We start from the raw sequence: 13741 nt of genomic DNA on the forward strand, positions 1-13741 counted from the left end.
TGCACCTGGGACCGGCCGGCATGCCAATGCCGGAACAACTCCATCAGATCGATCATCGTCCACGTTCTCCTCGCCACCGTCAGGCCCCTTCCCGGGCCCCGTTGTCGGTGACCCAGTCAGGAGCGAACCTGCAGCAGCACCCGAACCCCCGGCCGACACGCCCCAGGGGTGGGGAATTACGTGACGGCGGGGTGGGGAATTACGTGACGGACAAACCCCTCAACCTGGGGAATTACATGACCGCTGACAGGTGCACGACCTGACCCGTGAGATCGAGAAGTTCCTCGCCTCAGTAGGCGCCGGTGACGGCCTGTTGCATGTATGGGTGCCGCATGCCACTGCTGGACTCGTCGTCATCGAGACCGGCGCCGGAAGCGACGACGACCTGCTGCGGGCGATCGACGAGGTGCTTCCGCGCGACGACCGGTGGATCCATCGCCATGGCAGCCATGGGCACGGCCGCGACCACGTGCTGCCGGCGTTCCTTCCGCCCTACGCGTCCGTGCCCGTCTTCGACGGAGCACTCGCGACGGGCACCTGGCAATCCGTGTGCCTCGTCGACACCAACGTCGACAACCCGGTGCGGCACGTCCGGTTCAGCTTCCTCGCCGGCTGAGCCGGCGCCTGCGGACCGTCTCCGATCACGCCTGCGCGAGTCCCCTTGCCAAGAAATAGATTTCGGGAAGACTCGCCGTCTCGTCGGTGGACGATTGGTCCACCCACGTTTCCAACGCCGCCCGGAGAACGGCGATCGACACATCGACCGCCAGTCGAACCTGCAAGTCGGCGCAGTCGAACCTAGTCGACACCACATCGACAAGTGCCGCGGTTCGCCGCACACTCTCGCGCGCCAGCTCGGCACGCAGCGCCGGCTCCTTCTTGATGAGTCGGTTCACCCGCAGCAATCGTCGGCAGGCGATCGACAAACTGTCCGAGTACATCGTCAGAGCAGCAGCGAAGGCCGTTTCCAGCGCGAGCCTCGGTGAGACCTCCGCGTCGAGCTGGTCGAGTCCTCCGGCCAAGACCGCCTCGAAGGCCCAGTGATCGCGGAGCGCGGCCTCTTCCTTGGTAGCGAAATATCGGAAGAAGGTTCGCTGCGACACTCCCGCAGCCTGCGCGATCTCGCCGACGGTCGTGCCCTCGACACCCTTGTGTTCGAAGAGCGTGAGTGCGGTCTCGCTGATCTCGACATTCGTCTGCTCGCGTCGTCGCTCCCGCAACCCCAGCGGGCCGGCGGGCAGGTCAGGCGACACGGAGAACACTTCGGGTCTGGTCATCAAGGGCCTTCGTTATCGGTAGGAGCACACCCCCGCGATGGTCCTCACGTGGTCACCGGTTGTCAATATGGCAGCGTGTGCCATAATGTTGGGGAAGGGTAGGTAATCTATGAATCTCAATATCGGTGATATTTTTCTGTACCCGCACCATGGGTCGGTGACTGTCACAAAGCTCACGACCCGGATGTTCAACGATTTGCCCACCGAATACGTACAGTTCGAAGTCGCCCAGAACGGGCTGTCCATCGAGATTCCGGTAGCGAAAGCCGAATCCATCGGCGTGCGGAATGCGATCAACAACGACGAAGTCGGTCGAGTCTTCGACATCCTGCGTGGTCCGACGGTCGACGACCCGTCGAACTGGTCCAGGCGATTCAAGGCCAACCAGGAAAAGCTGACAGTCGGCGGAATCTTCACGGTGAGTGAAGTCATCCGCGATCTGATGACGCGTTCGCAGGTCAAGCCACTCTCGGCCGGCGAGAAGCGGCAGCTCGAGCACGCAATGCAGCTCGTCATTTCCGAACTCGTCCTCGCGATGAAGTCCGACCCCGACGAGACTCGGCGCCGAATCGAAGCGATTTACGAATCCGCCACCGCCTCAGCACCGGTGGCTGTCGCAGTCTGAAAAACACAATTGGCAGCAGCCCCGGACGAAAGTTCGGGGCTGCTGCCGATTTCGTGTGTCACTTCGCGCCCCGTGACGGCGACTCCAGCGTGGGAGTCGAGATCAGCTGCTGCCGAAGAGGTTTCCGAGTGACCCTGTTCCCGAACCGGCCCCGTACGTGATGACTACCGACGAAACGGCATCCGCCCCAGCGATGCTGAAGGTTCCGCCGGGCGCGTAGGACGATCCGCCACCGCCTCCGCCACCGCCGTAGTTCTCGGCGCCACCTCCGCCGCCGAACCAGCCGCCACCACCGCCACCGCTCTTGCCTGCAGCGGCACCACCGACGCCGGCTTCACCTGGCGAACCATGCGGGTCAGTGCCACCGTTGCCTCCGACACCACCAGCGACGTCCGTGCCGCCTMCGCCACCGCCGCCCCCGCCGCCGGGTCCGCCAGCAGGTCCCATCAGGTTGCCTGCGCCACCGATATAGGTGTCACCCGCGCCGCCTCCGCCCGCGGCGACGATCTGACGATCCGCCAGCTCACCCGTCCCGGTGCGAACGTCGGAGGCACCGCCTCCGCCACTTGCGCCGGTGCCGCCGGCCCCACCGCCGTTGTATCCGGCCTGGCCGTTGCCGTCGCCACCGTTGCCGCCGACCTGGATGTACAGCGCGTCACCCGCGGCAACCGTCAGCTGTCCGGTTGCAACGGCCGCGGCGCCGCCGAGGATGGTTTGACTGTTTCCGCCACCACCACCCGTTGCCGTCACCGCCAAGCTGGTAATGCCCTCGGGAACCGTGAACGACTGCGCACTGCCGGTAAACGTGAACGTGCAGGTCACCTGGGTGCCGGTGCCCTGCACACAGCCGGCAGGCAACGCCGCCGGCGCGGCAACCGCGACGCTGGGGGCGAGCAGCCCCGAGGCACCCACTACGGCGAGGCCACACATTCCGGTCGTGTACCACCGGCGGCGTGATCGAACGAGGGTTGTGGTCAAAGCAGTCTCCTGTCGCAATGCGAGCACGTGAAAGCTGGTCCGAGTGGAGCATTCCATAGCGTCCGGCATCCAGTGGGCCTTCCGGTCTCCCGGTCGGCTTTTGCGCGAAAGCACCTGGTCACAGGCCATGCCGTTCCGCTAATCGGGACCCGCGGTATCGCAAACCGCGGCGAAAGGTCAGTATGAAGGTAAGTAGAACTAATTTGTTCATCTAGGCAACGAGGTATGCATATGAGCGACGCAGCGCCCATCGGTGACGGGATCTTCCAGATTCCGGTGCCGATCACCGACAATCCCCTCGGTCACACCCTGGTGTACGCGATGGAATCCCCCGGCGGTCTGATCCTCGTCGACGCCGGCTGGGACGACGACAACGCCTGGAACGGCCTCACCTCCGGTCTCGAGGCCATTGGACACTCGGTGAAGGATGTGGAAGGCGTCGTACTCACCCACTTCCACCCCGATCACACCGGTCTGTGCGGGCGAGTCCGGGAGGCGTCCGGTGCGTGGATCGCGATGCACGAATCCGATCACGGGATGTTCGAGCACATGTCCACGGGTCACGGGCCCGAGTGGTTGGACTTCCAGAAGGAGAACATGACGCGGGCCGGCGCCGCCCCGGCAGACCTCGAGGCATTCGAGAAGGCATCGAGCGGGAAGCCGCCGGCGGGTCCCGAGTCGGCGCCCGATCGTGTTCTCGTCGACGACGAACTCATTGCCCTCGCCGGCCGTAACCTGCGGGCCGTCTACACCCCGGGCCACACCCCGGGCCATGTCTGCTTCTACCTCGAAGACGCCGACGTGATGTTCACCGGCGACCACGTCCTGCAGAAGACGACGCCGCACGTCGGCAATTTCGTGTACCCGCTCGAGGAGCGCGACGGCCTGGCAGAGTTCATGGACTCGCTGCGCCGCGTGCAGACCATGAACATCACCCGTGGACTCGGCGCCCACGGCATCCCGATCGACGACGTCGCGGGCCGTGCCGGCGAACTGATCGAGCACCACGAAGAGCGACTCGACCACCTGTACAACGCTTTCGGCGACGACCAGATCACCGTGTGGCAGGTCGCCGAGCGCATGAAGTGGTACAAGCCGTGGGCCGACATCTCCCCCATGGGCAAGGGCATGGCGCTGTCCGAGGCGGCGGCCCACCTTCGACACCTCGTCGCCCGCGACCTCGTCGCCCAGGTCCCCGACAGCGAACCCGCAGTCTTCGCCCGCCGCTGACACGTGAGTGGCAAAGCGTGCCCGAGCACACTTTGCCACTCACGTGGGCGGGGTCATTTCCAGCCGCACGCCGAGGAGTCGCACTTCCCGCTCGTGGTCGAGCCTGTCGACCAATGCTGCTGCCGCATCGGCGATCACGTCCGGATCGAACGTCGGTTCCGGCAGCGGCTTGCTCGTCGTGTGGGTGTCGAACGGGGCGTAGCGCACCTTCAACGCCACTCGCACCGCCTGGCGGTTCTCCGCGAGGATGTCCTCCCGGACCCGGGCGGCGAGACGACGGATCTCCTCGGTGACGGCCTCCCGCCCGGCAAGGTTCTGCTGGAACGTCGTCTCTCGACTGTGCGACCGGGCCACCCAGGGTTCCGCCGAGACCGGGGAGAGATCGATGCCGCGACCGATCCTGGCGTACCACGGTCCCATGTTCGGACCGAGGGTCGCGGCCAATTCCTGATCCGAGGCGTCGGCGAGTTCTCGGACGGTGCTGATGCCCAGCGCGGCAAGCTTCTTCGCTGTCTTCTTGCCGATCCCCCACAGCGCGTCGGTGGGGCGATCCCCCATGACGGCGAACCAGTTTTCCTCGGTGAGCCGGTAGATGCCCTGCGGTTTGCCGAAGTCCGTCGCGATCTTGGCTCGTAACTTGTTGTCGCCGATACCGACTGAGCAGTGCAGACCGGTCGCGTCGAGGACGGCGTCGTGCACGGTTCGCGCGAATCCCTCTGGGTCGTCGGTCTCGACACCCAGAAACGCCTCGTCCCAGCCCATCACCTCGACGACGACGCCCAACTTGCGCAAGGTGTCCATCACGATGCCCGACGCCTCGGTGTAGGCCTCGGCGTCGACGGGCAGGAACACCGCGTCGGGGATCTTCCGTGCCGCGATCCGCATCGGCATTCCGGAACCGACACCGAACTCCCGCGCCTCATACGACGCCGTCGACACCACCGCGCGCTCAGTGGGATCCCCGCGACCGCCCACGACGACGGGACGTCCCCGCAGCTCAGGGTGYCGCAGCACCTCGACGGCGGCGATGAACTGGTCGAGATCGACATGCAACACCCACCGGCGACGCGGCGGACTGCTCATGGAACCAGTGTGCCGGAATCGTCGAACCGGGACCCTCGAATCCTCGACTTCTGCCGTGGCGAAGGTCAGAACACGTCGTCGGCGTCGACAGACGGAATCAACTCGTCGGGGAACCGATACGAGCATCCGAGTTCGCTGGTGGACCGGGTACCCCAATTGTCCCGGAACCACGCCACGCAGGTGTTCGCGATCAGGTTCACGTCGCGACTGAAGAGATAGCCGTCCGTACAGTCTTCGAAGTGGCCGTCGAAATGCCACCTGTCGAGGGTCAGGTGCTCGGCGGAATAGTCGGCGAGCAGCAGGTGCCCGAGTTCGATGCGTGATCGACGCAGCATCAACACACCGTCGGCCAGTACCTGAATCTGCGCGCAGACGACTTCTTCGTCGTCGTCCTCACTGACGTAGCTGTTCGGGCCGATCTCGACGATGAGCGCGACCGGTTGATCGACCAGCGAACCCGTCAACCACTCGACCATTCCCGCCCACGAAACCTCGGGCACCTCGGTGGAATCGACCATCGTCGTCAACCTCCCTCGCTCGCGACCGACTATTGCATGGACGTATCAAAGCAGAAGATTCCGACACATGTGGCCCGAAATCGTTCTGCGTCGAAGAGTGTCGTTTGCGTGATCGTCCGGCGACGCCTGGAGGCATCGGCACCGCGCTATTGCGGTGCGGGTCGAAAGCAACTGCGCCCAAGCAAGTTCGGGCGCACACCGGTGCTGGAACGACGTTGCCGACCTACATCGACAGCACCATCTGCGCGAGGAGCCGACCCCATTCGGGGTCCATGGGCTGGTCGCGTTGGACGTAGCCCTCGACCATTGCGCCGATGAGTTCGAGGAACGAGATCGTGGGACGTCCCATCCAGAAGACTTCTTCCCGGCCGACGATCGTGCCGTCGCTGGTCTGCCAGCCGAGGGCGGCGAGTCCCTCGGCGATCGCGTCCCTGCGTTCGTCCGACGACGTGCCTGCGGCGAGTGTGAGAAGCACGAGGTATCCGGCCTCCCGCTCGATCTGTTCGGTGCCCAGCGGCAGGCGTTCGAGCAGGTGACGCCACATCTGTGTCGCGTTGTCCGCCATCGCCGTTCCGAGATTGGTTCGAACGAGTTTTCCCTTGTACTTGCGCACCAGTCCGAGTGTCTTGGCGTACTCGCGGAGCAGGTGGACCGGCCGTTGGTCCGTCTCGCGGTTGCTGGTGGCGGGCCAGTCGTCGAAGCCCGGTAACGTCTGCCGCATCTCCGCCACCACGGCCGGGGGCAGGTAGCCCGCCTGAGTCAGCGTGATGCCGTCGGATCCGATGCGCTGCAGCAACCACCGCAGATGCAGCGTCGCCGCTTCCTGGGCCGCAGGAAAATCACCCTTCCGCGTGGTGAGCTGGGCATGCTCGAGAAGCGAAAAGACATGCGGGGCAGCCTGATGGGGTATTCGTCGCAGCAGGTCGGCGAACTTCGAGTCCGTCACCGGCCAGTGGTCACGGATCACGACTTCGATCCGCAGGTTACGGTTCACGGCGTCGACGCCGAACGATTCGGGCGCGAAGCCGGGCCCGACCCACGCCCCGGCGTCGTGGTGGCCGGGGTGCGACGGCGTGGCCAGGACCGTCAGCAGGTCGGCGTATCCGCCCGGTCCGCCGCAATCCTCGGGTGGGCAGGCGCGGGCGCCGGCGAGGCAGGTCACCGTCGGCGCGGGCCCGTCGGCCTCGATCCGTTCGAGGACGATCGTATGGTCCCAGCCGTCGCCGAAGTCGTATTGATAGGACAGGAGCTCGCCGGGTTCGGCCAGAACCTGATCGAGCCGGACCGCGTCCTCGCACAGCTCGTCGTCCTCGTCGGCGAAGCCCTCGTCGATGCTCTCGCGCATCTCGTACCGCTCGGAGGCGGGCGGCTCACCGCCGACCCACGAATGCAGGTGGCTGTCCTGCCAGCCCATGACTGTCTGCACGATCGGATGCAGCTCGTTCAGGCGCAGGTTCGAGGGCACGACGAACTGCCGCCAGATGGTCGGCGACACGTCGTCGAGTTCGATCCGCAGGTGGAAACTCGCGACGTCTCGGCGACCCGGCCGCTCGGACGGCCGGACGATCACCGGCGCGTCGGGAACGACGGACAGGTGTCGGCGTTTACCTGAAGCGGTCATGGCGTCATGGTAGGTGGGAGGCAGCGGTGTCCGGCACAAGAGCTGACGATAGCGTGAGCGCATGTCGGTGTCCGCAGTTCTCGCAGGTCGGTACGAGTTGCGGGGAGTGCTGGGGCGCGGCGGAATGGCCGATGTCCACGACGGATGGGACCTGYGCCTGCAGCGACCCGTCGCGATCAAAGTGCTGCGCCCGGAGCTCACCTCCGTCCCCGACACCCGCCGGCGGTTCGAGGCCGAGGCCCGGCTGGCCGCCACGTTGAATCACCCGAACGTGGTCGCGGTACACGACTGCGGCGAGGACGCCGGGGTGGCGTACATCGTGATGGAGCGCCTGCCCGGGCGGACCCTCGCCGACGAGATCGCCGCCGGTCCCGTACCGGACGCGCGGGTGCGGTCGATCCTCGCCGACGTGCTCGCCGCCCTCGGCGCCGCCCACGAAGCCGGGATCCTGCACCGCGACATCAAACCGGGAAACGTGCTGTTCACCGCCGCGGGCACGGTGAAGGTCGCCGACTTCGGCATCGCGAAGAGCGCCGCATCCGACCACACAGCGACGGGACAGGTGCTGGGCACCGTGGCCTACCTCAGCCCGGACCGCATCCTGGGCACACCCGCCACGACCGCCGACGACCTCTACGCCGTCGGCGTCGTCGGTTACGAAGCCCTCGCCGGGCACCGGCCGTTCGCCGGCGACAACATCCTGTCGCTTGCCCGCGCGATCACCGACGGTGCGGCCCGACCGCTGCGCGAAGCCCGCCCGGACGCCGATCCGAACCTCGTCGACACGATCGAACGGGCAATGACCCGCGACCCGCAGCAGCGGTACGCCGACGCCCAGGCGATGCGGGACGCCGTCCTCGGGGCGCCCGGCGTGCACCCGCAGCCGACGAGAGCATTCACACCGACGACGGTCCATGAGCTGCCGCCCGAGCCCCGGCGACCACGGCGGACCGGCCTGATCGTCGCCGCCATTGCCGCCGTGCTGGTGGCCCTGGTCGTGGCGGCGCTGGCCATCGCGTCTCAGAATCGGGACGGCACGGTCGGTCCCGGGCCGAGCACCACCGCCGTCGTCCCCGCCCCGGCACCCGTCTCCGTCCCGAGCAGCGCGGTCGAGGTCAACCCGGTTGCGCCGCCCCCACCGACCGGCGCCCCGGCACCGAAGACCGGACCGGGAAACAACAACGGCAACAACGGCAACGGGAACGACAAGCCCAAGGACAAGGACAAGGAGAAGGACGGCAACTGAGCGAGTCGCGGTCGGGTCAAGCGCGGGCACCCACTCCACGGCGCTCATCCACGGCGGCCCGAACTGCGGGCGCGACGTCGGTCGCGAATCTACGGACCTGGGCGAGATCGTCGCCGTCGGTGCCGAAGATGAACGTGTCCATGCCAGCCTCCACCGCGATTTCCGTCAGCTGGCTCACCCACTGCTCGGCGGTTCCGTGGAACAACGTGTCCGACGGTGTATCGCTCACCCGGCCGAACACGTTGTAGGCGCGGACGATCGAGCTCGGGTCCCGGCCCGCATCCGCCGCACCCGCGTCGATCCGCGCGTGCATGCCGGGCAGGACCTCGGGCGGAAAGTACGAACTCGACGGGACCCACCCGTCCGCCGATCGTCCCAGCGCCCGCAGCAGCCTGGGGCCGCCGACGCCCAGCCAGATCCCGATCCTGTGCGCCGGGACCGGTCCGGGATGCACGCCCGCGAGGCGATAGTGCTCACCCTCGGAATACACGGCACGCTCACCGGACCACATCAGGCGGATCACCTCGACCGCCTCCTCCAACGCCGTCGCGGCCTGACCGGGCGTGCGCACGTCACCGCCCATCGCCCCGATCGCCTCCCAGAACGCGCCGGCACCCAACGCCAGTTCGAATCGGCCTCCCGACATCAGGTCGAGGCTGGCCGCGGCTTTCGCCATCGTCGCCGGCGGGCGAAGCGGCAGGCATGCGACGTCGGGAAACACGCGCACCCGCTCGGTCCGGGCCAGCAGCGCGCCCATCAGCGACCAGCAGTCGAGGAATTTCGCCTGGTACGGGTGATCTTGCACGCCGATCAGGTCGAGCCCGGTCTCGTCGGCGAGGGCGGCGAGTTCGAACGTGTTGGCCAGCAACTCCACCGACGGGGTCACGAACGCCCCGAACTGCACGGCCCTGCCGTAGTCGGTCATGACGGTTGCGTCCCCTCTCGGATTGCTGAACTCCTTCGATCCTCCACCTCCACGACGTCCGGGAACACCCGGCGCGCAGTCGGAACCCCGCCGCGCGGCATAGTGGGTCCATGACAGACGACACGAAAGACGGCCCCGCACCCGACGTCCGGAACGCCCCCGAACACCACCGATTCGAGGTCCGCGTGGATGGTGAACTGGCCGGGTTCACCGAGTACCTCGACGACGAGAATCAACGGATCTTCTTCCACACCGAGATCGGTGAGCAGTTCGGCGGGCGTGGCCTCGCCACCACCCTGATCCGCAGCGCGCTCACCGAGACCGTCGGGGACGGCAAGCGGATCGTGCCGATCTGCCCGTTCGTCGCCGGTTACCTGAAGAAGCACGACGACTTCGCCGACGACGTCGACCCCGTCACGCCGGCCGCGATCCAGGCGGTGCAGCGTTCGAAAGGTTGATCAGGGTGCGCCGTCGGCGTCGCGCGCCTCTTCGAGCTGCCGGATGAGGGTGGCGGCGTCGTAGGGGCCGCTGTGCCGGGCGAGGTCGGTGCCCGTCGCGCCGAGGTAGAACGTGGGGGTCACCCGGAAATCGCTCGACTCGGCGTCGAGTTCGTCGTCGTCGATGCGGTGAACGTAGGTGCCCCTACGGATGTCTTCCTCGAACCGGTCCATGTCGAGCCCCAGCTCGGCGGCGTAACCGAAGATATCGTCCTCGGCGAGGGCGTCGCTGTTGGCGAACAGGTGATCGTGCATCTCCCAGAACCGTCCCTGCGCGGCCGCCGCTTCGCTCGCCTGGGCGGCGAAACGCGCGTGCGGATGCACGGCGTCGAGGGGGAGATGCCGGAAGACGTAGCGGAGCTCGTCCCCGAAATGCGCCCGTACGTCCCGGATGCTGCCGGTGGCCTTGCTGCAGAACGGGCACTCGAAGTCGCCGTACTCGACGAGGGTGAGCGGCGCATCCACCGGCCCGCGCAGGTGATCGCGGCCGGGGTCGACGGGCCGGAGCAGGGTGAGCCCGACGGCCTCCGTCGGCGGGTGCACCCAGTCCGACAGCCGGAACAGAGCCCAACCGAGGACGGTGGCGATGACCGCCGCCGTCAGGACACCCACCCGAGCGTCGTTGGCGAGCTCGGGTGAATCGATGGCCAGGTCCACGATGAACAACGAGATCGTGAAGCCGATACCGGCCAGCGCGCTGCCACCGGCGATCTGGGACAGCGTCAGCCCGGGCGGCAGGCTGCCGGGCCGCAGCTTCGAGAACAGAGCCGTGGCAGCCGTGATGCCGACGAGCTTGCCGACCACCAGGCCGAGCACGATGCCCCACGCCAGCGGAGACCGGGCCGCGTCCGCGAGGGTCTGCCCGGTGATGACCACGCCGGCATTGGCGAGCGCGAAGATCGGGACGACGAGGAACGCCGTGTAGGGCTGGTAGAAGCGCAGAAGCCGCTCGTTGACGGACACCGCGCGCAGCACACCGAGTTGGGCGGCGCGGGCGTAGTCGGAGTTGGGTGACTGCCGGAACGCGCGCGTGAGTTCACCCGCCCGCTCCACCTCGCTGCGCCGCGGCGGATACACGGGCAGGATCAGCGCGATCAGCACGCCGACGAGGGTGGGGTGGACGCCGGACTCGTAGAACGCGACCCACGTGCCCGCCGCGACGATGAAGTAGGCGACGCCACGCCACACCTCGAGCTTGCGCAACTGGATGATCAGCAGCAACCCGACGCACCCGAGGAGCAGCGGTCCGAGCCGGAGGTTGTCGGTGTAGAAGAAGGCGATGATGGCCAGGGCACCGATGTCGTCGGCGACGGCCAGGGTCAGGAGGAACACGCGCAACCGGGCGGGGCATCGGGGTCCGACGAGTGCCAGTGCGCCCAGCACGAACGCCGTGTCGGTGGAGACGACGACGCCCCACGCACCGGCCTCGTCCCCGCTGGGGTTGAGGATCAGGAACAGGACGGCGGGCAGCGCCAGACCCGCGATCGCGGCGAGAAGTGGGACGGCGGCACGGGCGCGATCGGTGAGTTCGCCGATCGTCAGCTCACGTTTCACCTCGAGCCCCACGACGAAGAAGAACAGCGTCATCAACCCGTCGTTGACCCAGTGCTTCAGGTCGAGGCTGATGCCGTAGTCGCTGATCTGGATGGTCACCGGCGTGTGCCAGAACGACTCGTACGAATCACCGATGTTGGCCCACACCAACGCCAGGATCGTGGCGACGAGGAGGAAACCGGCCGACAGCTTGTCGTCGTCGGTGTCGTCGCGGATCAGGGCCAACCGCGCCGACAGTCGCCGAAGTGTGGTGGGGCTGCTCTGCTCGACCGTCATCTGTCCCCTCGCTCACAGTTTCTGCCGCAGGTCAGCCTAATGCCCCTGCACATGAGCCGCCCCGCTGTCCGATCAACTCCGATCCGGCGGCGCCCAGGCACCTGATCTCGGTCGCGTTATCATCTCGCCATGGGATCGAAGCGGAGTAGAAATCCGGGCCAGAAGCGTGCGGCAAAACAGCAGGCACGCCAACGAAGGAACCGCTCAACAGTCGCACCGCTGTTTCCCACCTCCGCCGTCGACCCCGCGCTTATCGACAACTTCGTGCAGTGGCTGCGCAGGGGCGATCTGACCGAGGACGCGGAACTCTTCGCACACCTCGTGGAGTCGACACTCACGAACCTCGCGCACGCCAACCTCGGTTTCCGTGCCACCGGCTGGCTCCCCGCGGACGCGCATACCCTCCTCGATGCCGCTGACGAACTATCCGCAGATTATTCCGAGGAGATGGATGACATCGCATTGACGATTGTCGCCTCGGCACTGACGTTCCTCAACTTTCTCGACGAAAATCGGCTGTGGACCGGCACCGAAGAGAACCTCATACATTGCATCGAGGACCTCATCCATTTCGTCGAGCCGCAACCACCCGTCGTCCTTCCCGACGACATCGCACTACCCGCCGTGGACGAGAAGGACGAACTACGCGCACTCACCTCCCTTCCGCTGATCGCCTCCCTCGTCGCACTCGTGGACTGGGTCGGGAAGGGTGCGGCCGTCACCTCGACCAAGGTGCCCAAACCCGCCTCTGTCCCCGGGCTCGCTCACGCGTTGGGTGTCGATCTCGACCTCGACTCGGAGGGGTTTCCGCGTGCGCGGCGAATCCGCTCGATGCGCGACGTGCCCGAAATGATGACGTACTGGGAAACCGCGGAAGAGATCGGCCTCATCACCGTCAACTCCACACGCGCGGTCCGCGGCCCGAACGCGGAGCTGATCGCCGACCGGACGACCCGGGCGCTGCCGTTGATTCGTGCAGCTGTCACCGAATTCGTCCGCAGCCAACTCGTATCGACGCAACATCACCCACTCGACCTCACGCAATTGACCGATGTGGTCGTGACGCAGGTGATCTTGGCGGGGATGACATCGGAGCCACCTGTCGCCGACTCGGAAGACGCGCCATCCGGCGACGAGCAATCGCTCCTGGATGCCTTCGTCTATGACCGACTCGACAGGCTGGTGGAACAGAAGTGGCTGACCAAGGATGACACATACCGGGTTCCGGCCGCGCTGCAGCCTGCCGTCCTTCGTGCAGTCCAACTCGCTGGCGCAGAGACCGAGTACACACTATCCGACATGGTGGATTCGCACATTACGTTGCGGATTTCATTGGAAGGAACCCACATTCCTGTCTGGCGCCGCGTTCGACTCGACGCCTCACTACCGCTCTCCGCTCTCCACGACATCATCCAGTCCGCGTTCGGCTGGGAAGATTGCCATCTACACGAGTTCTCTGCCGGGCCCGCGAACGCAGGCGGCAGAGTATTCATTCCGAATGAAGACTTCGCGCACCGCGACCTCGTAGGCCCCGCYGTCGCGGAGGAAGAGGTCCCCGTCGGTTCGCTGCTCAGCTCGGTCGGCGACCGTCTCACCTACCTGTACGACTTCGGTGACGACTGGATCCATCACATCGTCGTCGAATCGGTCGACGACCCCGACCCCGACTCCCCTGCCGCGCTATGCCTCGACGGGCGCAATATGGCGCCGTACGAAGATTCCGGCGGCCCGTGGGGCTGGGCGAACATGATCGAAGCCAGCGCGGATCCGCACCACCAGGAACACTCGGAGATTCGGGACTGGCTGGGTCTGCGCCCCGATCAGCAACTCGATCCGACATCGTTCGATCGAGACGGGATCAATGAGGCCTTCGCGACATTGTTCGGGTAGAGCGTCTGGCGGGTGTCCGCG

At 66.4% G+C, this 13741-nt stretch carries 13 protein-coding genes; 6 read left to right on the forward strand and 7 right to left on the reverse strand.

The genetic code is table 11. The features are described from left to right. Positions 1–250 precede the first annotated feature (250 nt). Positions 251–616 carry a YjbQ family protein gene (locus AC1D1G_RS22345; protein ID WP_477953710.1) on the forward strand — a complete coding sequence of 122 codons (366 nt, stop codon included), beginning with the start codon at positions 251–253 and terminating at the stop codon, positions 614–616. A gap of 25 nt (positions 617–641) precedes the next feature. Here the strand turns inward: AC1D1G_RS22345 and AC1D1G_RS22350 are convergent, their stop codons facing one another. Continuing rightward, on the reverse strand, positions 642–1277 hold the full coding sequence (locus tag AC1D1G_RS22350; RefSeq protein WP_477953711.1) for a TetR family transcriptional regulator: 636 nt from the start codon (positions 1275–1277) through the stop codon (positions 642–644). Between the two features lie 157 nt (positions 1278–1434). On the opposite strand from AC1D1G_RS22350, the gene AC1D1G_RS22355 reads away from it, so the two are divergent. Then, entirely contained in the window at positions 1435–1902 is a 468-nt protein-coding gene (locus AC1D1G_RS22355) for a CarD family transcriptional regulator (RefSeq protein WP_241961835.1), read from the forward strand. Between the two features lie 102 nt (positions 1903–2004). On the opposite strand, the gene AC1D1G_RS22360 is transcribed toward AC1D1G_RS22355, so the two are convergent. Then, complete coding sequence (locus AC1D1G_RS22360; protein ID WP_477953712.1) at positions 2005–2880, reverse strand: glycine-rich protein; 876 nt, start codon at positions 2878–2880, stop codon at positions 2005–2007. Between the two features lie 231 nt (positions 2881–3111). Between AC1D1G_RS22360 and AC1D1G_RS22365 the strand changes: the two genes are divergently transcribed. Then, positions 3112–4110: an MBL fold metallo-hydrolase gene (locus AC1D1G_RS22365; protein WP_477953713.1), complete on the forward strand. Its 999-nt coding sequence runs from the start codon at positions 3112–3114 to the stop codon at positions 4108–4110. A gap of 39 nt (positions 4111–4149) precedes the next feature. Here the strand turns inward: AC1D1G_RS22365 and AC1D1G_RS22370 are convergent, their stop codons facing one another. From AC1D1G_RS22370 to AC1D1G_RS22380, 3 genes are all read right to left on the reverse strand, one after another. Beyond that, positions 4150–5193, reverse strand: a complete 1044-nt coding sequence (locus tag AC1D1G_RS22370) for a DNA polymerase IV (RefSeq protein WP_477953714.1) — start codon at positions 5191–5193, stop codon at positions 4150–4152. Positions 5194–5258: 65 nt separating this feature from the next. After that, complete coding sequence (locus AC1D1G_RS22375) at positions 5259–5711, reverse strand: hypothetical protein (protein ID WP_477953715.1); 453 nt, start codon at positions 5709–5711, stop codon at positions 5259–5261. A 223-nt stretch (positions 5712–5934) separates the two neighbouring features. Beyond that, a complete protein-coding gene (locus AC1D1G_RS22380) occupies positions 5935–7332 on the reverse strand; it encodes a plasmid pRiA4b ORF-3 family protein (RefSeq protein WP_477953716.1) in 1398 nt (465 codons plus the stop codon). Positions 7333–7393: 61 nt separating this feature from the next. Here AC1D1G_RS22380 and AC1D1G_RS22385 point away from each other — a divergent pair, with 61 nt between their 5' ends. Next, on the forward strand, positions 7394–8578 hold the full coding sequence (locus AC1D1G_RS22385) for a serine/threonine-protein kinase (RefSeq protein ID WP_477953717.1): 1185 nt from the start codon (positions 7394–7396) through the stop codon (positions 8576–8578). A gap of 16 nt (positions 8579–8594) precedes the next feature. Here AC1D1G_RS22385 and AC1D1G_RS22390 read toward each other — a convergent pair whose 3' ends face one another. Then, positions 8595–9503, reverse strand: coding sequence for an LLM class flavin-dependent oxidoreductase (locus tag AC1D1G_RS22390; protein WP_477953719.1), 909 nt, complete (start codon positions 9501–9503; stop codon positions 8595–8597). Positions 9504–9613: 110 nt separating this feature from the next. On the opposite strand from AC1D1G_RS22390, the gene AC1D1G_RS22395 reads away from it, so the two are divergent. Next, a complete protein-coding gene (locus AC1D1G_RS22395; RefSeq protein WP_283331243.1) occupies positions 9614–9961 on the forward strand; it encodes a GNAT family N-acetyltransferase in 348 nt (115 codons plus the stop codon). On the opposite strand, the gene nhaA is transcribed toward AC1D1G_RS22395, so the two are convergent. Continuing rightward, on the reverse strand, positions 9962–11830 hold the full coding sequence (gene nhaA, locus AC1D1G_RS22400; protein ID WP_477953720.1) for a Na+/H+ antiporter NhaA: 1869 nt from the start codon (positions 11828–11830) through the stop codon (positions 9962–9964). Between the two features lie 264 nt (positions 11831–12094). Here nhaA and AC1D1G_RS22405 point away from each other — a divergent pair, with 264 nt between their 5' ends. Continuing rightward, on the forward strand, positions 12095–13720 hold the full coding sequence (locus AC1D1G_RS22405; protein WP_477953721.1) for a plasmid pRiA4b ORF-3 family protein: 1626 nt from the start codon (positions 12095–12097) through the stop codon (positions 13718–13720). Positions 13721–13741: the final 21 nt, after the last annotated feature.

It is taken from the genome of Rhodococcus sp. P3_B8 (assembly GCF_056402775.1).